Origin of the sequence: Hymenobacter volaticus (assembly GCF_022921055.1) — a bacterium.
GTDB classification, from domain to species: Bacteria; Bacteroidota; Bacteroidia; order Cytophagales; family Hymenobacteraceae; genus Hymenobacter; species Hymenobacter volaticus.
In genome coordinates this window covers 943,563-962,819 of record NZ_CP095061.1, presented here as the reverse complement: position 1 = coordinate 962,819, position 19,257 = coordinate 943,563, and the positions used below count along the sequence as shown (strand labels likewise).

The 19,257-nt window shown below is 55.4% G+C and carries 16 protein-coding genes and 1 pseudogene; 8 read left to right on the top strand and 9 right to left on the bottom strand.

All coding sequences use genetic code 11. From position 1 onward, the window contains the following. Positions 1-59: 59 nt before the first annotated feature. Entirely contained in the window at positions 60-491 is a 432-nt protein-coding gene (locus MUN86_RS04230; RefSeq protein WP_245122141.1) for a hypothetical protein, read from the top strand. Between the two features lie 95 nt (positions 492-586). Here MUN86_RS04230 and metG read toward each other — a convergent pair whose 3' ends face one another. After that, the gene (gene metG, locus MUN86_RS04225; protein ID WP_245122138.1) at positions 587-2,632 is read right to left on the bottom strand and encodes a methionine--tRNA ligase; all 2,046 of its coding nucleotides are present in this window, start codon (positions 2,630-2,632) and stop codon (positions 587-589) included. A 221-nt stretch (positions 2,633-2,853) separates the two neighbouring features. Here metG and MUN86_RS04220 point away from each other — a divergent pair, with 221 nt between their 5' ends. Beyond that, on the top strand, positions 2,854-3,483 hold the full coding sequence (locus MUN86_RS04220; RefSeq protein WP_245122135.1) for a hypothetical protein: 630 nt from the start codon (positions 2,854-2,856) through the stop codon (positions 3,481-3,483). Between the two features lie 132 nt (positions 3,484-3,615). On the opposite strand, the gene MUN86_RS04215 is transcribed toward MUN86_RS04220, so the two are convergent. From MUN86_RS04215 to msrB, 3 genes are all read right to left on the bottom strand, one after another. Then, entirely contained in the window at positions 3,616-3,948 is a 333-nt protein-coding gene (locus MUN86_RS04215) for a hypothetical protein (RefSeq protein WP_245122132.1), read from the bottom strand. A 137-nt stretch (positions 3,949-4,085) separates the two neighbouring features. Continuing rightward, positions 4,086-4,877 carry a DUF3050 domain-containing protein gene (locus MUN86_RS04210; protein ID WP_245122129.1) on the bottom strand — a complete coding sequence of 264 codons (792 nt, stop codon included), beginning with the start codon at positions 4,875-4,877 and terminating at the stop codon, positions 4,086-4,088. Between the two features lie 118 nt (positions 4,878-4,995). Then, positions 4,996-5,571: a peptide-methionine (R)-S-oxide reductase MsrB gene (gene msrB, locus MUN86_RS04205; protein WP_245122126.1), complete on the bottom strand. Its 576-nt coding sequence runs from the start codon at positions 5,569-5,571 to the stop codon at positions 4,996-4,998. Positions 5,572-5,759: 188 nt separating this feature from the next. Between msrB and typA the strand changes: the two are divergent. Together typA and MUN86_RS04195 are read left to right on the top strand one after the other, a co-directional pair. Continuing rightward, a pseudogene (gene typA / locus MUN86_RS04200) lies at positions 5,760-7,567 on the top strand (translational GTPase TypA). A 145-nt stretch (positions 7,568-7,712) separates the two neighbouring features. Further along, on the top strand, positions 7,713-8,459 hold the full coding sequence (locus MUN86_RS04195) for a YqjF family protein (RefSeq protein ID WP_245122124.1): 747 nt from the start codon (positions 7,713-7,715) through the stop codon (positions 8,457-8,459). A gap of 8 nt (positions 8,460-8,467) precedes the next feature. Here the strand turns inward: MUN86_RS04195 and MUN86_RS04190 are convergent, their stop codons facing one another. From MUN86_RS04190 to MUN86_RS04175, 4 genes are all read right to left on the bottom strand, one after another. Then, positions 8,468-9,496 carry a cytochrome d ubiquinol oxidase subunit II gene (locus MUN86_RS04190; protein WP_311181780.1) on the bottom strand — a complete coding sequence of 343 codons (1,029 nt, stop codon included), beginning with the start codon at positions 9,494-9,496 and terminating at the stop codon, positions 8,468-8,470. Positions 9,497-9,537: 41 nt separating this feature from the next. Continuing rightward, a complete protein-coding gene (locus MUN86_RS04185; protein WP_245122121.1) occupies positions 9,538-10,866 on the bottom strand; it encodes a cytochrome ubiquinol oxidase subunit I in 1,329 nt (442 codons plus the stop codon). Positions 10,867-10,992: 126 nt separating this feature from the next. Next, on the bottom strand, positions 10,993-11,973 hold the full coding sequence (locus tag MUN86_RS04180; protein ID WP_245122118.1) for a hypothetical protein: 981 nt from the start codon (positions 11,971-11,973) through the stop codon (positions 10,993-10,995). A 62-nt stretch (positions 11,974-12,035) separates the two neighbouring features. Further along, entirely contained in the window at positions 12,036-12,317 is a 282-nt protein-coding gene (locus MUN86_RS04175) for an acylphosphatase (RefSeq protein WP_245122115.1), read from the bottom strand. 193 nt (positions 12,318-12,510) lie between these two features. Between MUN86_RS04175 and MUN86_RS04170 the strand changes: the two genes are divergently transcribed. Further along, entirely contained in the window at positions 12,511-14,703 is a 2,193-nt protein-coding gene (locus MUN86_RS04170) for a TonB-dependent receptor (protein ID WP_245122112.1), read from the top strand. 21 nt (positions 14,704-14,724) lie between these two features. On the opposite strand, the gene MUN86_RS04165 is transcribed toward MUN86_RS04170, so the two are convergent. After that, on the bottom strand, positions 14,725-15,537 hold the full coding sequence (locus MUN86_RS04165; protein WP_245122109.1) for a TrmH family RNA methyltransferase: 813 nt from the start codon (positions 15,535-15,537) through the stop codon (positions 14,725-14,727). A gap of 280 nt (positions 15,538-15,817) precedes the next feature. On the opposite strand from MUN86_RS04165, the gene MUN86_RS04160 reads away from it, so the two are divergent. From MUN86_RS04160 to MUN86_RS04150, 3 genes are all read left to right on the top strand, one after another. Beyond that, positions 15,818-17,305 carry a sensor histidine kinase gene (locus tag MUN86_RS04160; RefSeq protein WP_245122106.1) on the top strand — a complete coding sequence of 496 codons (1,488 nt, stop codon included), beginning with the start codon at positions 15,818-15,820 and terminating at the stop codon, positions 17,303-17,305. A 92-nt stretch (positions 17,306-17,397) separates the two neighbouring features. Beyond that, positions 17,398-17,808 (top strand): response regulator, encoded by a 411-nt coding sequence (locus MUN86_RS04155; protein ID WP_245122103.1) that lies wholly within the window; start codon positions 17,398-17,400, stop codon positions 17,806-17,808. A 91-nt stretch (positions 17,809-17,899) separates the two neighbouring features. Next, positions 17,900-18,850 carry a hypothetical protein gene (locus MUN86_RS04150; RefSeq protein ID WP_245122101.1) on the top strand — a complete coding sequence of 317 codons (951 nt, stop codon included), beginning with the start codon at positions 17,900-17,902 and terminating at the stop codon, positions 18,848-18,850. Positions 18,851-19,257 lie beyond the last annotated feature (407 nt).

The window sequence follows — 19,257 nt, the reverse complement described above, 5'->3', positions numbered from 1 at the left end:
GTGAATACGAAATAGCTAAATGCGTATATTAGTGGAGGCTATCAACTCGTTCCTCAACTATGAAAACTAAGCTATTGCATTGCTTTGTGGTTGCATTGGGTGTTGTGCTGCTTTCAGCAGTTTCGGCGGCAGCACAACCGGCGGCTACGGCTACGGTAGTGGTGTATCGCCCAAACAAGCTTTTCAGTTGGAACGTCAACTACGATTTCTTCAATGATACACGGGCCTTGTGCCGGTTGGGCAAAGGACGTTACATGATTACCACGGTACCAGCCGGTATGGTTACGCTCCGTTCGCACATCAGTGGTTTCTTTGTGTGGCCTCTGAAAACGGACAGCGTGTTGCGGTTTGCAGCCAAAGCCGGTGAAACCTACTTTGTGCAGACCGACATCCTAGGGTACAATATGGGGCTAGCGCCAGCCGACTATGCCAGAACACACCTACGGCGCATCACTAAGTCCGACGATTGTGCCAATTGCTCCGGCATATAGCATCTCCTCCTGCTCACGCATAATACCGATAGTAACGAAAAGGGCCGCTCCCAATCAGGAGCGGCCCTTTTATTTTATTCTAAGGCGTTAAAGCATTATGCAATGCTACTACCTGGTACTACAGCGTGGCCAGGCTGCATCAACGCTAGCGAACCATCGGCGTTTTCGGCCATCAGCAACATGCCTTGGCTTTGAATGCCTTTGATTTCGCGGGGCGCTAGGTTGAGTAGCACCTGCACCTGCTGACCAACAAGCGCTTCGGGAATGAAATGCTCGGCGATGCCGCTCACAATAGTACGAGGCTCGGCAAGGCCTAAATCAACAGTAAGTTTAAGTAGCTTCTTTGTTTTCGCTACTTTTTCGGCTGCTACAATGGTGCCCACGCGCAAATCCATACGCTGAAACTCCTCGAAGCTTATGTCTTCTTTTGCAGGCGCAGCTATAGCGTTAGCTAGCTCATTAGCCTTTTTAGTATCGAGCAGCTTTTGCACCTGCGCCTCCACCGTGGCATCCTCGATTTTATCGAAAAGCAACGCTGCTTCTTTGATTTGATGGCCTGCGGCAAGCGCATCGGAGCGACCAGCTTGCTGCCACGTGCCCTTCTCCACGTTCAGCATCTCACCTAGCGTAGCAGCGGAAGTGGGCAGAAACGGTTCGAGCAGTGTAACTAGGCTAGCTGCTAGCTGCAAGGCCACATGCAACACGGTGCCCGTGCGAGCTTCATCGGTTTTGATGAGTTTCCACGGCTCAGTGTCAGCCAGGTACTTGTTACCGAGTCGGGTGAGGTTCATCAACTCGTTCAGTGCGTCGCGGAAACGGTAGTTGTCAATCAACTCACCAATGCGGACCGGAAACTCGGCTAGCTGCGCGAACACCTCTTCATCTTGCGCGGTGAGCGGGCCGCGCGCTGGCACTTGGCCACCGAAGAACTTGTGTGTAAGAACCACCGCCCGGTTCACGAAGTTGCCGAGGTTGGCTACCAACTCATTGTTGTTGCGGGCTTGAAAATCCTTCCAAGTGAAGTCATTGTCTTTTGTTTCGGGGGCGTTGGCGCAGAGTACGTAACGCAGCACGTCAGCTTTGCCAGGGAAATCTTGCAGGTACTCGTGCAGCCAAACTGCCCAGTTGCGGGAGGTACTGATTTTGTCGCCTTCCAGGTTCAAGAACTCGTTGGCCGGCACGTTGTCGGGCAGGATATAGTCGCCGTGGGCCTTGAGCATCGTGGGGAAGATGATGCAGTGGAACACGATATTGTCTTTACCAATAAAGTGCACCAGCTTGGTGCCAGCGTCTTTCCAGTAGGTTTCCCAGGTGTCGGGCAGCAGGTCTTTGGTGGCCGAGATATAGCCGATTGGCGCGTCAAACCACACGTAGAGCACCTTGCCTTCGGCTCCGGGCACTGGTACAGGTACGCCCCAATCTAGGTCGCGCGTGACGGCGCGGGGGTGGAGTCCCTGATCAATCCAGGATTTGCACTGGCCGTACACGTTGGTTTTCCAATCCTGCTTGTGGCCTTCCACAATCCACTCGCGTAACCAAGGTTCGTACTGGTCGAGGGGTAGGTACCAGTGCTTGGTATCGCGCAACACGGGCTGATTGCCCGAGAGCATGGAATGCGGGTTGATAAGCTCGGTCGGGCTGAGCGAGGAGCCGCACCGTTCGCACTGGTCGCCATAGGCGTTTTCGTTGCCGCAGTTGGGGCAGGTACCCACGATGTAGCGGTCGGCCAAGAATTGCTCGGCTTTCTCGTCGTAGTACTGCTGCGAAACCTGCTCGACGAATTTATTTTCCTCGTAGAGTTTCTTGAAAAATCCGCTGGCTACTTCGCTGTGCGTGCGGGAAGAGGTACGAGAATAAATATCAAACGAGACGCCGAAGTCCTGGAACGAGTCGCGGATGATGGCGTGGTACTTATCGACTACTTGCTGCGGCGTCACGCCTTCTTTTTGCGCCCGGATGGTGATGGGCACACCGTGCTCATCGGAACCACAAATAAACTTCACGTCGCGACCCGCAGCGCGCAGGTAACGAACATAAATATCGGCTGGTAAGTACACGCCCGCTAAGTGGCCGATGTGCACTGGCCCGTTGGCATAAGGCAGCGCCGCCGTGACGGTATAGCGTTGAGGATCAGGTTGCATTCGAGAAAGAGAAATAAGCTGAAGGAGAACCGAGAGGTGGGAAAAGAGAAGTCGGAGCTAGCATGTGTGGCTACAATTACCGACCTAATGAATTGATAGAGAACAGGGAAGGAATGTAGCTACAACAAAAGCTGGACATAATTTCTTCTATATTTGGGCAGCTCAACTGTTGTTGCTCCCGCGTGTTCCGCTGAAAAACCCTCATCCACACTTCCTCTCCGATGAAAAAGTCTGAACAAGAACAGCCTGAGAAAAAGGCTAAAAAGGATTCCACCAAAAAAACTCCGGAAGAAAAAGCGCAGCGCAAGGCAGAAAAAGCTGCTCGTGCCACTGATACTATTTCAGATTCCAGTGTGGATAAGAAGTCCAATCAGAAGAAAACGTTGAAGCTAGCAGCCAAGCAATTGCAAAAGGAGCTAGACCAGCGCATGAACGAAGTAGTAAAGCGCATTCGCAAAGAAACGAAAGACAAATTGAAAGAGGTGGTGAAAGATGCCATGCAGCGCCTCGACGTTGATACAACCCGCTTGTTCGAGCAGGCCTTGCACACCATTGTGCAACACCAAGACGCCGGCACCTCCGCCGCCTCCGACAGTATTTCTACAGAACCAACAGGAACTGCCGCTAAAACAAAACCGAGTTCCAAGTCTAATACTGCTTCCGCCAGCCCCAAAGCACAGCCTGCTCCTACTGCGCCGAAAGCCACTGCGGCTGCCCGGCCAGCGGCCAAAGCAGTTGCTAAACCAGCAGCGCCGCGCCGCAGCCGGTCCGCTGCTACTTCCGCCGCTTCCAAGCCAACTATCACCAGTGAAGTGGCAAATACCACTCCTATTGCGGTAGACGGTCAATAGCCGCAGCATACATACAAAACGGCCCACTGCTTCTCTGAAAGCAGCGGGCCGTTTTGCGTTTATTCCTTACGGGCAAGTTGCAGCAGTTGTGCACTACACGCAGTTGCCAAGCTTACGGGCGCCGCATGGTATCTACAATGCCCCGTTGAGGCGGCGCAAACGGGTTTCGTTGGTGGTGGTATTGGGGTCGTTGGTGTTTAGGGTTTCCTGGCGTTTGCGCGAATTAATACTGCTGGCCTGCTCGCCCAACCGGACGCGGCCGGGCGTAGCGTCGGGCACAGAGCCACCATAACCTGCACCGCTGTTATAGGCGGCTTGCCGCTCGGCATCCGTCGTGATTTGGTTGGGTAGTGCGGGCCGGTCCACCTCCGCAGCGGTTTCCTGCGAGGTAAAACAGGCGGTAGTCAAGCTGCTAGAACCTATCAACAGCGCGGCAATAAAAAGGCGCGAGTCAAGATTTTTCATAAGACAAAAAATAAGGCCGCGCCAAGGGTGGCACGGCCTTGCTATCAACGCACTAAGAGGCAGGCAGGTTGAGGCTTTTATAAGTTAAAAGTCCTACCCTAGTTACCTCGGCGCTTACAGCCTTGAAACCAACCTTATTAGGCTACTGGCTGCGACAAAGCTGCTTTAATTCCGTCCCAAAGCGCCACTCTGGCCTGCATACAGTTGGCAGCTACTTCTTGGCACTCCTGCCACCGGTTGGCATCGGTGCCGCACAGTTCGCGCACCATTTGCTGCGCCAAAGGCGTATGTACTTCCTCGTCGAGCTGAATGTGCCGGTCGAGGTAGTAGGTAAAAGTGTCAAGTTGGCTCGGGAACCGCTCGCGCAAGTCGTGCACGAGGTGGCGGAACATGTCAGGAATTACATCTTCGCGGCCAAAGGTGAAAGCCGCTGCAATGGCGTGCGTGTCGCTGGAATCGATAACGTTGAAGGTTGCCAATACAAACTGGCGCACCGACTCGGGTGCGTCGGCTACTTCCAGCGCTTTCTCTATTGACTCGCCAATGGCTAGCGCGCCCAACATCCGGTGCATTGGTGCTGTATCGGCCCCGCATTCTTCCATTGAGCGCAAATACATTTCAAAATGACTGGCAGGCTGCCCCTGCTGGTCGACATCGGTTTCTTCTTCCAGCACGATTTCGTTGATGAGGCGGCGCGTGGCTGGATTACCGCGCGGCATCCATGGCACAGTGATACAGGTAAGGTCACGCTGCAACGCTTTCAGCAACGACATGAAATCCCATACCGCAAACACGTGGTGCTGCATAAACACCTGCAAATCCTCCAACGAATGCAAGGCGTAGTACACATCGTGCGCCACTAGCTGCGCGCGAACCGGTGCTAGCTGCTGCTGTAGATGCAGGATAGGGTCTTGAACTTGGGTCGGCATAAGGAAACAAAGGAAAAGCGGGACGGTAAAACGGCTTTCAACCTCGACAACAAACGAAGCGGCTCATTGGCTTGGATTGCCAATGAGCCGCTGCAAAAAAATGGGCCGTAGTGCCTGTTTACTTGGTTTTTTCGAACACCATGCCGTCGGAGTCCATGCAATAGCGCTGGCCGGTGGGCTTAGGTCCGTCGTTGAACACGTGGCCGAGGTGGCCGCCGCACTTGGCGCACACCAGCTCGTCGCGGCTCATGCCGTAGCTGTTGTCGGCGGTTACTTTCAGGCTGTTTTCGGTGGCCGGAGCCCAAAAGCTTGGCCAGCCTGTACCTGACTCGAATTTGGTTTCCGAGGAGAACAGCAGGTTATGATCGGCAGCACAGTAGTAGTTGCCTTTCTCGTGGTTGTCGGCGTATTTGTTGACGAAAGGCCGTTCCGTACCTTGCTGGCGCAGAATAAAGTATTGTGCCGGCGTGAGTTGCTTCTTCCACTCAGCATCGGTTTTGCGCACCGGAAACTCGTTGGGCTTGCCCGTTACTACTTTCGGAGCGGGGTATTTAGAACTTACTGCCTTCACGGCAACTGCGGGAGTTTGATTGGCAGCCGAGCCGTTGGTGCTAGGACCGCCGTTTTTTTTCTGCGAACAAGCCGAGTTCAACGTCAGGGCTGACACGAGCAGAAATAACAAGGAAGAGCGCATGTACTGAAGCAGATAAGGATTGGTTGTAGGCCGAGCGGTAGTGTTCGGCTTCTGAGGGAACATACGCGGGCGGCTATACGTTCGGTTCGCTGACAGCGGCTTGGTTTCTGTCTCAGTAAGTTAACTTTTTGATTGGACGGGCTTTTGCCATCGGAATTACTTACCTTTGCACCCGGAAAACCCATTGTATGCAGAACATCCGGAATATCGCAATCATTGCGCACGTTGACCACGGCAAGACGACGCTCGTGGACAAAATCATTCATGCCTCGAAGCTTTTCGACGACCACCAGCACTTCGACGACCTGATCCTCGACAACAACGACTTGGAGCGTGAGCGGGGTATCACCATCGTTTCGAAGAACGTTTCGGTTCGCTATAAAGACGTAAAGATCAACATCATCGACACTCCTGGTCACGCCGACTTCGGGGTGAAGTGGAGCGCGTATTGAAGATGGCCGACGGCGTATTGCTGCTCGTCGACGCCTTCGAAGGCGCCATGCCCCAGACGCGTTTCGTGTTGGGCAAAGCCATCGACTTGGGTTTGAAGCCTATCGTGGTTGTCAACAAAGTTGACAAAGAAAACTGCCGCCCCGACGAGGTGCACGAGCAAGTATTCGACCTCATGTTCAACCTTGGCGCTTCGGAAGACCAGCTGGACTTCGTGACGCTCTACGGTTCGAGCAAGCAAGGTTGGATGAGCACCGACTGGAAAGTGAAGACCGACAACATCATCCCGCTTTTGGATGCCGTAGTTGCTTCTATTCCGGCCGCTCCTACCTTGGATGGCACGCCCCAGATGCAGGTTACCTCGCTCGACTATTCGTCGTTTGTAGGCCGTATTGCCATTGGTCGTGTGCACCGCGGCACACTGAAAGAAGGTGCCAACATGAGCTTGGTGAAGCGTGATGGCAGCGTTAAGAAAGTAAAAATCAAAGAACTGCAGGTATTCGAAGGCTTGGGTCGCACCAAGGTTTCGGAAGTTAGCTCCGGTGAAATCTGCGCCGTAACCGGTATCGAAGGTTTCGAAATTGGCGATACACTGGCTGATGCTGACAATCCAGAGGGGCTGACGACCATCAGCATCGACGAGCCGACGATGAACATGCTGTTCACCATCAACAACTCGCCGTTCTTCGGTAAGGAAGGTAAGTTCGTGACCTCGCGTCACCTGCGTGACCGTCTGTTCAAAGAAACCGAGAAAAACCTGGCCCTGCGCGTAAAGGAAACCGATAAGGAAGACACGTTCTTGGTGTACGGCCGCGGTATTCTTCACTTGTCAGTACTCATCGAGACTATGCGTCGCGAAGGGTTCGAGTTGCAGGTTGGTCAGCCACAGGTTCTCTTCAAAGAAGACGAAAACGGCAACCGCTTGGAGCCAGTCGAGCACTTGGTAGTAGACGTACCCGAGGAAACTGCCGGTAAGGTGATTGAATTGGTGACGATGCGCAAAGGCGAGTTGACCATCATGGAGCCGAAAGGCGACTTGCAGCACTTGGAATTCAATATCCCAGCCCGTGGTTTGATCGGCCTGCGTAATAACGTACTGACGGCTACTGCTGGTGAGGCCATCATGAACCACCGTTTCCAGAGCTATGAGCCCTATAAAGGCGTAATTCCAGGCCGTATTTCTGGTTCCTTGATTTCGATGGACACGGGTGCTGGCACGGCTTACACCATCGACAAGATGCAGGATCGGGGTGAGTTCTTCGTTGATCCAGGCGAGGAAGTATACGCTGGCCAGGTTATCGGTGAGCACACCCGCCCCAACGACTTGACCATCAACATCCAGAAGGGCAAGAAGCTCACCAACATGCGTGCTTCGGGCTCGGATGAAAACGCGAAGATTGTGCCTAAGCGCCAGTTCTCGCTGGAAGAAGCTATGGAATACATCCAGAAGGATGAGTACCTGGAAGTAACCCCAAAGTCAGTGCGGATGCGCAAGATTTTGCTCGACGAAAACGAGCGTCTGCGTTACGCCAAGAAAGTAGACTAGTTCTTACTGCGCTAGTTTGAAGAGGGGACGGCCGATGGTCGTCCCTTTTTGTTTTATACAAGGAGGATTTATCACCTCGTGTGTTGTAGCAGCATTGGTCCATATACTGAGTATAGCTCAGTGTTTTCCACTATCTGCGCCCTTCATGTCTACTAACTCCTCTACTCCTACCCGTCCCCGATTTCCTTTGATGCGGCAACGGTGGAGTGAGTTGCTATTTGCCCATTGGCCGATAGAACCGGAACTGTTGCGGCCGTATCTGCCGGAGCGGCTGGAATTGGACCTATTCGAGGAGCAGGCGTGGCTAGGGGTTGTGCCCTTCACCATGAGTGGCATTAGGCCCCTCGGCTTGCCTGCCGTGCCGGGCCTAAACCACCTGCATGAATTAAATGTGCGCACCTACGCCCGCCTAGATGGAGTGCCCGGCGTATGGTTTCTCTCGCTCGATGCTACCAACCCCTTGGGCGTATGGGCAGCCCGGACGTTGTTCCATCTCCCCTACTTGCACGCCCGTATCAGCCTGACAGAAACAGATGGCACTTTTCGGGCCGTAGCAAAACGAACCCACCGAGGCGCAGCGCCGGCTACTTTCGCCGCTACCTGGATGCCAGGCAAATTGTTGCCGCGAGCGCAGCCCGGCACCTTGTCGCACTTTCTGACGGAACGTTATTTTCTGTACACCGCCGGACCCAACCTGCTAGAGGATGTACGCGGTACCAACTTATGGCGCGGCCAGCTTTTCCATGAGCCCTGGACACTACGGGAAGCCTCGCTACGCGAGTGGGATTCGACCTTGGTAGAAGCCCACGGCCTGCCGACGCCTGTTGGGGAGCCAGTACTTTACGCGGCCGAGCCACTGGAAGTGTGGGTTAAGGAGTTGCGGCGCGTGTAAGGCTAAACTTAGTGTACGGCCTCAGCTACTTCCTCAGCCTCGCGCTGGAAGCTGTAGTAGAGGTAGTACAGTGCAGGCAGAATAAAAATACTGCCTAATAGCAATGCCCAGCCCAGCGCGTTCATGGTGGCGAGCGGTGCTTGGCTGTTGAGTAAGGACAGGTTCACACCATTTTTCACGACAATGAAATCCGGAAAGTGCCAGTAACCAATGGCTAGCAAAATCATAGTGACCTGGAAACCGGCCAGCAAGCGCGGCAAAACCGTCCAGCCCTGACCAACGGCATAGGCCAATACGCCCAGCGAAATAGTTGCCAGTACCACAGCCGCCGTGCCTACCACGTTGCCAAAAATCCATTGCCAGAGCGGCACTCCGTCGATATAAGCGGCCAGGAACACCTGTCCGCCCGCCGCAAAGGCAATAACGGTCATGGTGCGCGTCTTGCGGATAAAGTACCGCTTATCAACCTCCGTATGGGCCTCCCCTATGCCGTAGACGCTGGCTAGATAGCCGCACAGAGCCACAGTGAAAACGCCCACGGCCACTGCAAACCAATGCAGCCAACTGAACACGTAAGCCGACAGGAAATCCGTCGTTTCAAAATCGATGTTGCCAGCTAACACGCTAGCTGCTATAACGCCCAAGAAAAACGGTGTAATGGCGCTAGAAAGCGCGAAAATGCGGTTGTACAACTGCTGCATCCGGTCTTTCACTGCATCGTAGTGCCGAAAAACAAAAGCAGTGCCCCGGGCTATAATGCCCATGAGCATAATCAACAGTGGAATGTGCAGATAGACGGACATCACGCTATAAATGCGCGGGAAACCTACAAACAGAATCACGACGGCAATAATGAGCCACATGTGGTTGGCCTCCCAGATGGGCCCAATGGCGTGCGACATGGTTTGGCGGGCGGCACTCCGGTTTTTGCTCCGCGTGAATAGCTCCATGATACCCGCCCCAAAATCGGCACCGCCTAGTAGCAGGTACAGCAAGATCGACAGGCACAGGTAGGTAATGACGACGTATGGCATCATAAAGCAAAGGCATTAAAACGTCTTGGAAATAGGCAGCGAAGCTACGCGGCGGCTAATTGCGCGGGCCGGTCGTAGAGCTCGGGTACCATCTTTATCTGGCGGTATAGCAGGAAAATCACCACTAAACTCAGCGACACGTACACGGCCGAGAACAGGTAGAACGAGTACGCAATGCCAGGCATCGGCGTCACGGCGTCGGCGGTGCGCATCACGCCATTGATAATCCAAGGCTGACGACCAACTTCGGTTACGGTCCAGCCGGCTTCCACGGCAATGAACCCAGCGGGCGTGGCAGCCACAAACAATTTCAGAAGCCAGTTGCTACGGAGCCACTGCTTTTTGCGCCAAATCGCTAGAAAGTAGATTCCGGATAGCGCCACCATACCCATACCGAGCCCGACCATAAGTTGAAACGCCAGGTGCGGCACCAGCACGGGCGGCTGATCGGCCACCGGAATTTTATCGAGGCCCGTGACTTCCTGCTCGAAATTGCCGTGCGCCAAGAAGCTAAGCATACCCGGTATTTTGATGGCGTAGTTTACTTTTTTGCCTTGCTCATCGGGCAGGCCGCCTAGCACCAGCGAAGCGCGTTTTTCGGTGTGGAAGTGCGCCTCCATGGCGGCTAGTTTGGCGGGTTGACGGCGGGCTACATCTTTGGCGGAAAAGTCACCGCTCAGGGGCTGAAGCACAGCCGCTACAGCTGCAAACAAGGCCGCAATCCGGAAGGCACGGGTGTGAAACTGCACGTTGCGCCGCTTCAAAATCATAAGGGCGTGCACACCGGCAACCGCAAAGCCAGTGGCCGCAAATGCCGCAAGCGACATATGAATGGCCTGCGACAACCACGCATCGTTGAACATGGCCCGCATGGGGTCTATGTTCAGATATTGCCCGTTCACGAAGTCGAATCCGGCGGGGCTGTTCATCCAGGCATTAGCGGCTACCACCAGAATACCGGAGGCCAAGCCGCTTATGCCTACCACAACGCCCGTAAACCAGTGAAACCACGGGTGAAACCGTCCCCAGCCGTATAGGTAGAAGCCCAATGCAATGGCTTCGATAAAGAATGCCGTGCCCTCCAATGAGAAAGGCATCCCGAATATAGGGCCGGCGTGCTCCATGAATTTCGGCCACAGCAGCCCCAATTCAAATGACAGCACAGTACCCGAAACGGCCCCGGTCGCAAAGAAAATAGCGACGCCCTTGCTCCAGGCTTTGGTTAGGTTTTTATAGTTGACGTCGCCGCTGCGAAGCCACTGGAAGTGTGAAACCGCCATGAAAAACGGCATCACCATCCCGATACACGAAAAGATGATGTGGAAGCCCAGGGACAAAGCCATTTGCGACCGGGCAGCAATAAAATCGTCCATCGTACGGAGTATTTAGTGCGTGAACCGCCGCCTCACGACGGTGGCAACAGCCGACGCCTGCCTCCAGGCACGGCCTACTCTTACAACACCCCGAAGGTACTACCCAATCCCTGCACGGGCACGTTTTTAGTTGCCAAATCCTGTAACTCCTAGCTGCCGCCGCAGCACCGAATCGGCGCGGGTGTGGCGCTGCCAGTAATCGGATTTAAGGGTGTTGGTGCGGATGGCGCGGGTGGTGAGCAACTCGGCACTACCGTAGGTCTGGTTGCCGAAGCGCATCTGGCCGTTGTAGGTGTCTTCCCAACCGGCAATCAGATACGGAAAAGCCTGCTCGAACACGATGGTGAGCGTACGTTTCGTATCCGGATAAGTCAGCGTGTAGGCTTGCAGCGCGGCCCCGGCTTGAGTTGGTTTGAACACCAGTCTGCGGTAAGGAGTTAGCTCGGCGCTAGCTGTTTCTACGCGCAGTGGCTGGTGGCGCAGCCGGGAAGCTACCGTTCCTGGAATGATGCGCAGCTTGCCCAGGGGCAAGGCCTTGGGGTCGAGGCGTAGGCGGGTCCAAAGCTCGTCTTCTAGCACTACGGCTTCCAACGAATCAACTTGGTCGGCTTCCTGCTGAAAGTAAGAATGCGCTTCGAGATGGTACTTGTTACGGCGCAGGTTGAGTTGGCTATAGGTCTGCCCGCACCAGTCCTGCACCGAGGTGGCAACTTTGAAAGTGTGCGGGAATTGGCTGGTGGCGACGGGTGTGAACACCGAAGTGTTGATCGAATAATCGTAGATACCGGTAGCGAAACGGCGCATCTGGTTCATCTTCAGCACCGACGTAGCCGTTTCAGCGGTTTTACCGCCTTCCATTTTCACTTGCTTGTTGGGCAGAAAATCCTCGGTGACGAATACTAACACTGCCTCGCCGGGGTAAATAGCGTCGTAGCGATTTTGCTGGAGCTGGTAGCGACTTAGCTCGGCTTGCCCCGCGTACCAGTAGCGCGAAAACTCTGCCGATACTGGCGGCGCGGCTGGAACGGTGGTTTTCGCCGCTTCAGGGTCAGCTGAACAAGCCAACAACAGCCAAGAGCTAGCAATACAAACCGTAAGTTGACGCATGATCGGCATAAGAAATTGAGTGAAACCCAACCAAGATAACCGCTTCAGGCTTGATCCCACCTTTAGCGCCGCACTTCAAACGTCGGGTAACCCTGCACTTCTCCTGTTTCCACTTCCACCTTGTCTACTCGCGCTGCGGCGGGGCCTTGGTGGCACCATGCTTCCAGCGCATCCAAGGCGTCGGCTGGTCCTTCGGCTTCGACAGTGACGGTGCCGTCGGGGTTGTTGCGGGCGTAGCCGGTGAGGCCAAGGCGTTGCGCTTCGGTGCGGGTGCTCTGGCGAAAGAAAACGCCTTGGACGCGGCCGTGGATGTGTAAGGTGCGGTGGTCAGGAAGAGAAGTCATAAGCACAATAATCAGTGAATTAATAGCGGCAACAGATGTACGTAGACGAAGTGTGCCGTGTACGTGAAAACAACCTGCTTCATCACGCTAACTCTAGCTCGTTCTGCGCAAGCTTAACTCTGCACTATTGCATGGCAGCCTTTAGCTTCTTCAGGCTTTCTTCAGAAAGGCGCCTGTACTTCGTTGGTTGCTTATGAAAACACTACAGCTTACCCTGCTTTTCTTGCTGCTGATTGGACCAACAGCCTGGGCCCAACATACCATTCGGGTGGTAGTGCGCGACTCCACCACCCGTGAGGCTTTGCCCGGTGTAAGTGCTACTGTATTGGGCACCACACTAGGCGCGGCCACCGATACGAAAGGCCAACTGTCGCTCGACAACGTTCCTGGCTCCGCAGCCGATGTGGTAGTTAGTTACCTAGGGTATCGCCCTAAAAGTGTGCATGTTGTGCTGCCCCAAACGGGTGGGCCAGTATTGGTGCTATTAGCCACGGCAACTAACGACCTCGATGAGGTAGTGGTAACCAGCACGCGCACCAATTCTCGCATCGAAGACCTACCGACGCGGGTTGAGGTGCTGGGCGAAGAGGAACTGCAGGAAGAAAACGCCATCAAGCCCGGCAACATTGCCTCCTTGCTCGGCGACATTGCGGGCACTCAGATTCAGCCCACGCAGCCTACTACCGGCAATGCCGACCTGCGCATTCAGGGTTTGCAAGGCCGTTACTCGCAAATTCTGCGCGACGGGTTGCCGCTGTTTGGTGGCTACGCGGGCTCGTTCGGCATTTTGCAGGTGCCACCGCTGGATTTGCGGCAGATCGAGCTGATCAAGGGTTCGTCGAGCACCTTGTACGGCGGTGGGGCCATTGCGGGTCTGGTGAACCTGGTTTCCAAGCAGCCGAAGCTAGGCAGTCCGGAGCGGAGTATCACGCTTAACCAGAGCACTCTGCGCGAGTCCAACCTGAATGGGTTTGCCTCGGGCCGCAACCAGAAAATGGGCTATACGCTCTTTGTGGGCGGCACACGGCAGCAGGATGTCGACGTGAACGATGATGGGTTTACGGACGTGCCCCGCCTGCGCAACTTCACCGTTCACCCGCGCCTGTTTGTTTACCCGAATGCGCACGGCCAACTGGCCCTCGGCTACACCGGCACCGTGGAAGACCGCCGGGGCGGCGACCAGCAAGTGGTACGCGAAGACGCTGATGCCCTGCATCAATACTTTGTGATCAACAAAATGCAGCGCCATACCGCCGATGCGGTGTACACTCAAGACAGCGTGGCCGGGGGCACGCTAACGGCCAAAGGCACGCTCAGCAGCTTCGACCGACGGGTAAGCAACAACACGGTGGATTTCAGGGCAAGGCAGTTGTCGTACTATTCGGAGGCAAGTTACCTGCACCGGCTGGGTCAGCAGCACACAGTTGTAGCTGGGCTCAATTTCAATGGCGAGCAGCTTCGGCCGCAAGCCAGTGCGTCGGCTCTGCCGGCCGGGCACTATACGTATGCCACCGTTGGGGGCTTCGCGCAAGACGACTGGCAGGTGCTAACGGCTTTAACGGTACAGGCGGGCCTGCGCCTCGACCATCACAACCAATACGGCAATTTTCTGCTGCCACGCCTTGGCCTGCTTTACCGCTTCTCGGAGCAAGTAACGGCCCGCCTCAACGGAGGCTTGGGCTACCGCGTGCCGGTGCCGTACGTAAACGAGTTAGACGAGCGAGACTATCCGCAAGTACAACCTCTGGTTGGCTTGCACGCCGAACGGTCCACGGGTCTGAACGGCGACGTAAACTATCAACGTACCTTTTCGCCCACCTTCACTCTCACCTTAAACCAAGGCTTCTTTTACACCCGCATCAACGACCCGTTGATACTATCGGAACCCACGGCGGGCAGCGGCGCGGGCCTGTCGCCGCTGTATTGGTTTAATGCGGCACGGCCCGTAGTGAGTGAGGGCACCGAAACCTATATGCGCCTGCGCGCCGATGCAACCGAACTGTATTTGGGGTACGTGTTTACGTATGCACGGCGCCGCTACGACGCCGTGAACCCCAATGTAGAGCTGGCGGCTCGCCACAAGCTGGCAGCAGTGGCCACGCAGGAGTTTTCGGAACGTTGGGCCGCGGGCATTGAAGCCAGCTACACCGGCCGCCAATATCTTTCCGATGGGCGCCAAACGCCGGGCTATCCTATTGTGGCCGCTTTAGTCCGCTACCATCAGGGCCCTTTGATTTTGGTGCTCAACGGCGAAAACCTGTTCGATTACCGCCAGACTCGCCGCGAAGCGGTCGTGCTAGGCTCACGCCTCAACCCTGATTTTCCTCAGCTTTGGGCGCCCGTGGAAGGCCGGGTCATCAACCTGTCAGCTACGGTTAGGTTTTAGGGCTTAGCTGCTAGTTTCTTTTCATGCTTCCCGCTGCCGCAGGGCCTCAAATGTGAGGATGGCCGTGGCGGTGCTTACGTTCAGCGAGTCGATGGCGCCACGCATGGGGATGATGATGGTTTGGTCGCAGGCCTGCATGAGCTCGGGCGTCAGACCGTCGGCTTCGGTGCCCATTACGAGAGCGGTCGGACCCCGGAAGTTGCAGGTGGTGTAGGGCACAGCCCGCTCGGTGAGAGCAGCAGCGTAGGTGCGAATGCCATGCTCCCGGCACCAGGCAAGTAGCTCGGCACGCGTGGTGGCCACGGTTGGCACCGTGAAGCTGCACCCGATGCTGGCCCGAATAGCATTGGGGTTGTAGAGGTCGGTGCGCGGGTCGCAGACGATAACGGCGGTGGCTTGCGCAGCATCGGCAGTGCGCAGAATGGCGCCTAGGTTGCCGGGCTTTTCCACCGACTCCAATACCAGCAACAACGGCGCGGCAGGCAGTGGTAAGCTAGCCAGCGTGAGCCGCGGTGGCCGCACCAAAGCCAGCACCCCGTCGGAACCTTCGCGGTAGGCTACCTTCTCGAACACTGCTTTCGACACCTCGAACCACTCGGTCGGGCCTGCGCCAAGCAACGCCCGCAACTCTTGCATCTGCGCGTCGCCCGCTAACTCCCGACATACAAACAAGGCCGTAACGGCCACGCCGGCACCGTGCGCAACGGTTAGCTCCCGGTGCCCTTCAATAATAGTGAGGCCTTGCTCGCGCCGTTCCGACGACTTCTGCTGCAAGCGCAGCAAGTTTTTGATGCGCGGATTCTGAGGGCTGGTGATAAGGTCGGGAGCGGACATGGAGGCAATGCAAACAAAGACGCACGAATGAGGCGAAGATACGAGTGGTAGGACGAGCAACATTACGGGGTAGGGCCGTTGCGTGTGCGTTAGCTCTACTCAGGGCTCGAATTAGCTGTGGCTAGCGGCACAAACTGTGGCTTTAGGCACTTGGCGGGCTCGACGCTGCACCACGTCTTCTTTGCTTATCGGGGCCTCTAGGCAACGGTTTACGAGCCGGCTCAACCGTTACTCTGGCAAGCCCGTAAGTGCTCTGACTTAAGTTCATGGTTATTCTTCGATGCGTTTAAAGCTCAATACCAAAATAATTCTGGGCTTTAGCCTTGCCCTGTCTGTTCTGCTGCTTACGTCCCTGGGGGCTTATAAAAGCATCCAGCAATTGTCGTTTTACACCCGAGAGGTGCAGCATACCAACCAAGTGCTCCGATACACCTCGGATTTGCGCCTCCGCATCCGGGACGCGCAAATGTCGGTGCGGGGCTTCTTGCTCATCGGCGACAACAACTACTTACTGGCCTTTCGCGACGGATTTCAGGCGGTTCGGGTGGATTTGGATTCGTTGCAGGAACTCACCCGCGACAACCCGGAGCAGCAAAGCCGCCTCGACACGCTCCGGCGGTTGGTAGGCCAAGAAAAGTCGTTTCTGCGCCAATGGACCGTCCTGCCTCCCTCGCCAGAGGCCGCGCGCGATTTGGTGATAGCCGACCAAAACAACCTCAACCAGTTAAACACATTACTTGTGCGGCTGCGCACGTCGGAGGAAGACCTCTTGCGCAACCGGATGCAGTACCAGGATTTCTATCAGAACACAACTCCCTTCGCCATTATCGTGGCGGCGGTACTGGCCATTATGATTGTGCTGTGGCTGTTTCTGAAGATTTCGCGCGAGCTAAAAGCCAACCAGCTCCTGCAAGAGGAACTAACGCGGGTAAACGAGGACACAACCCGCCGTATCGATATTATCGAGGAACTGGCCGAACGAGTGGTGCAGGGCGACTACACCGTGAAAATCCGCAGCGAAGAGCAGCAAGACAGCCTCGGCAACTTGGCCACCTCGCTCAACCGGATGACCCAAACGCTGGAAGAGAACTTCACGACCCTGAAAAACCGCAACAAAGAACTCGACCAGTTTGCCTACGTGGCCGCCCACGACTTGAAGGCGCCACTCCGGGGCGTCACAACGGTATTGAAGTGGATTGAAGACGAGTTGGCGAGCGAGATAAGCCAACAGATGCGGCAGTACCTAGACATGATGAAAGGCCGCCTAAGCCGGCTGGAGGACCTCATCAACGGACTGTTGGCATACGCCCGCGCTGGCCGGGCCGACCAAGCCGAGGTGCAAGTAAACGTCGATCAGTTGGTGAGTGAAGTAACCGAAATGGTAGTTCCGGCGGGTTTCCAGGTGCTCCGCCCTGATCCGCTGCCTTCTTTTCTAACCGACCGCCTGAGCTTGGAGCAGGTATTCACCAATTTAATCGGCAACGCCGTTAAGTACCATCACCAGCCAACCGGCACCATCACCATCGGGTGCCGCGACGTCGGGCGCTGCTACGAATTTCGGGTGCAGGACGATGGCCCGGGCATTGCCCCAGAATACCACGACAAGATTTTCCTGATTTTCCAGACCCTCCGTGACCGGCACACCGCCGAAAGCACCGGTATTGGACTAAGTATCGTTAAGAAGATCATCGACGAGCAAAAAGGCACTATCCACGTCGAATCGGCAGTGGGCCAGGGTGCCACGTTCGTCTTCACCTGGCCGAAATAGGCGACTTGCAGAGTTGTGCTACTGGTATGTTATCAGAGGCAGTTGTACTCGCACCGTCCCCATTTCGTATTTCACCACCTTACCACCCCCCTATGCGCTCAGTACTGCTTGTTGAGGACGATTTTTTTGACACCATGACCGTCAAAAAGTCTTTCGAAAAATTTAATATTCAGCACCAGCTCTACACCGCCTTCAACGGCTTGGAAGCGCTGGACTTGCTGCTCGGCACCAACGGTGTAGAGCCGATTCAGCCCCTTCCCGAAGTGATTTTGCTGGACTTGAATATGCCCAAGATGAACGGCCACGAGTTTCTGGCTGAAATCCGCAAGTACCCGGACTTATCAACTATTCCGGTGTTTGTCACGACTACTTCGGTGCTGGATGTTGACCGGCTGAACGTGCAAAACCTAGGCGTGAATGGCTACATTTTGAAGCCGCTGGATTTTGAAACCGCCGCCGATATGGTTGACAGCATGAGTTTGTTGGAAAAGCTTCTAAAATAGAACAGCAGATGGCTTAGAAGGCACGGGATGCACGTTTTTGCAAGTCAACCATTACTTTCATCTCGTCATATCCCTTCTCGCTTTCTTAGTCATGATGTACCGTTCGGTTTTGGTGTTGCTGAGCAGCTTTTCCTTGTTGCAATCTGTTGCGGCACAGGCCCAGGAAGGCCCGCGCCAGCTCAACACGCTGCCTACGCCCACTGCCCAACCTGCCACTCCTGACACCACGCGCCGTGCCGCGCCCCAAACCGCGCCGCGCCAATTAGCTGCCCCGCCTGTTGTGCCTGAGGCGGAGCGGCAGCAACAGCAGCAACGGGGTGCTTTGCCACCCGCTAATACCACGCGCTTTGCCATAGGCCTGAAGAGCGGGCAAGTTTACCAAGCCTACGACGTCGTCATCAAGCAGCCTCTTATTGGCCGGTCTTTTCTGCTAGCCGATGGGCAGCAACGGTTCGATCTGGACCAAGTGCGCTACTACGAAGACGAAACCGGCTTTTATGTGCGCACCACCCTGCCGGGCCGCTCGTCGCGCGAAACCACGCTCCGCCGCGACCGAGTAGGCCGGCTTAGCCTGTACTCTATCACGAGTACGCAGTATGCTGGCAACGGCTTTGGCAGCCCCTACGGCTACGGGCGCTACGGCGGATTTGGGGGGTTTGGTAACCCTTACGGTTACGGCGGCCCTGTGTACCGCACCACCAAAACCGAATACTTCAGCAAGGACAATGGCCCCATCGAAGATTTGAACCTGCGCAACCTGATGTTGGCCACCGCCGACAACCAGACCTGCACCAATCTGTTGCTTCAAGCCCGCCAATACCAACGGTACACCACCCTGAGCTATGTTGCGGGCGGCGGTTTGATGGTGGCCGGGCTTATTGCAAGCTTGAATTCCGATAAAAGCAACGGAGCAGTCATTTCACCTCTGGTCTACGGCGGTATCCCTTCCTTATCGTTCCCTTGGTGTTGGGTGGCAAAAGCCAGAACAACATGCGGCAAGCCATCAGCATCTACAACCGAGGTCTGTAGCAACAGAATCTGACTCCTGAACAGAAAACTTCCGTTTCGCCTCATGCTACGTGTAGGCAACTAGCTTCCTAAGGAGGCCTGACAGAATAGTCAGGGCTTGAGGTAGCGGAAGTGATTAACAGTCCAGCTCCTTGGTTTCTGGTTGCAATCTGGGCTGCTGTTACTATCAACTGGTTTTGCAGAAACGGCTTGTGTGAAGCACGTATTTTTCGTGTCCGTATTTTCCGCAAAGCAGGGCAACATCGCCATTCCTTGCCTATGCGTATGGCACTCATTTACAGAATTTTACTTGAGTATATCAAGTGAAAAGTGACGAGTTGCAAACGTAGTAAACGGCAAGCTGCACAGAAACGTCGGAACTGAGGAGGCGTAAGAAATACACAGCCATTATCTACCCTTGGCTGCTTGTTCCTCCCACCT

Excerpts from the sequence above, each read along its gene's own strand:
- MUN86_RS04220 (WP_245122135.1), top strand. The coding sequence starts at position 2,854 with ATGAAAAAGTCTGAACAAGAACAGCCTGAGAAAAAGGCTAAAAAGGAT.
- msrB (WP_245122126.1), bottom strand. The coding sequence starts at position 5,571 with ATGCGCTCTTCCTTGTTATTTCTGCTCGTGTCAGCCCTGACGTTGAAC.
- MUN86_RS04170 (WP_245122112.1), top strand. The coding sequence starts at position 12,511 with ATGAAAACACTACAGCTTACCCTGCTTTTCTTGCTGCTGATTGGACCA.
- MUN86_RS04160 (WP_245122106.1), top strand. The coding sequence starts at position 15,818 with ATGCGTTTAAAGCTCAATACCAAAATAATTCTGGGCTTTAGCCTTGCC.
- MUN86_RS04190 (WP_311181780.1), bottom strand. The coding sequence starts at position 9,496 with ATGATGCCATACGTCGTCATTACCTACCTGTGCCTGTCGATCTTGCTG.
- MUN86_RS04175 (WP_245122115.1), bottom strand. The coding sequence starts at position 12,317 with ATGACTTCTCTTCCTGACCACCGCACCTTACACATCCACGGCCGCGTC.
- MUN86_RS04165 (WP_245122109.1), bottom strand. The coding sequence starts at position 15,537 with ATGTCCGCTCCCGACCTTATCACCAGCCCTCAGAATCCGCGCATCAAA.
- MUN86_RS04215 (WP_245122132.1), bottom strand. The coding sequence starts at position 3,948 with ATGAAAAATCTTGACTCGCGCCTTTTTATTGCCGCGCTGTTGATAGGT.
- MUN86_RS04195 (WP_245122124.1), top strand. The coding sequence starts at position 7,713 with ATGTCTACTAACTCCTCTACTCCTACCCGTCCCCGATTTCCTTTGATG.
- MUN86_RS04185 (WP_245122121.1), bottom strand. The coding sequence starts at position 10,866 with ATGGACGATTTTATTGCTGCCCGGTCGCAAATGGCTTTGTCCCTGGGC.
- MUN86_RS04150 (WP_245122101.1), top strand. The coding sequence starts at position 17,900 with ATGATGTACCGTTCGGTTTTGGTGTTGCTGAGCAGCTTTTCCTTGTTG.
- MUN86_RS04155 (WP_245122103.1), top strand. The coding sequence starts at position 17,398 with ATGCGCTCAGTACTGCTTGTTGAGGACGATTTTTTTGACACCATGACC.
- metG (WP_245122138.1), bottom strand. The coding sequence starts at position 2,632 with ATGCAACCTGATCCTCAACGCTATACCGTCACGGCGGCGCTGCCTTAT.
- MUN86_RS04230 (WP_245122141.1), top strand. The coding sequence starts at position 60 with ATGAAAACTAAGCTATTGCATTGCTTTGTGGTTGCATTGGGTGTTGTG.
- MUN86_RS04210 (WP_245122129.1), bottom strand. The coding sequence starts at position 4,877 with ATGCCGACCCAAGTTCAAGACCCTATCCTGCATCTACAGCAGCAGCTA.
- MUN86_RS04180 (WP_245122118.1), bottom strand. The coding sequence starts at position 11,973 with ATGCGTCAACTTACGGTTTGTATTGCTAGCTCTTGGCTGTTGTTGGCT.